1 protein-coding gene is annotated in these 229 nt (G+C 63.8%); it reads left to right on the top strand.

Annotation, left to right across the window (positions count from 1 at the left end):
• Window positions 1–229 (top strand): NAD(P)/FAD-dependent oxidoreductase (locus B4920_RS28345; RefSeq protein WP_368664756.1); only part of this gene is annotated, 229 nt, incomplete at both ends.

Consider the following 229-nt stretch of genomic DNA (forward strand, 5'->3'; position numbering starts at 1 on the left):
ATCTGGGTCTCGACAAAGCGGGCAATCCCAAGGCGGATCACGTGCCCGGTATGGCACTGTATGGCCGCTACACCCTGTTTGCCGAGGGGGCCCGCGGCCACCTCGGCAAACAGTTGATCGCCCTGTTCACGCTGGAAAACGCCGCCCAACCGCAACACCAACCTCAGCACTATGCCATCGGCTTCAAGGAGCTGTTGCAGGTGCCGGCCGGCCAGTCTCATCCCGGCCG

The organism is Zoogloea sp. LCSB751 (assembly GCF_002028455.1).
In the GTDB taxonomy this organism is placed as follows: Bacteria; Pseudomonadota; Gammaproteobacteria; order Burkholderiales; family Rhodocyclaceae; genus Zoogloea.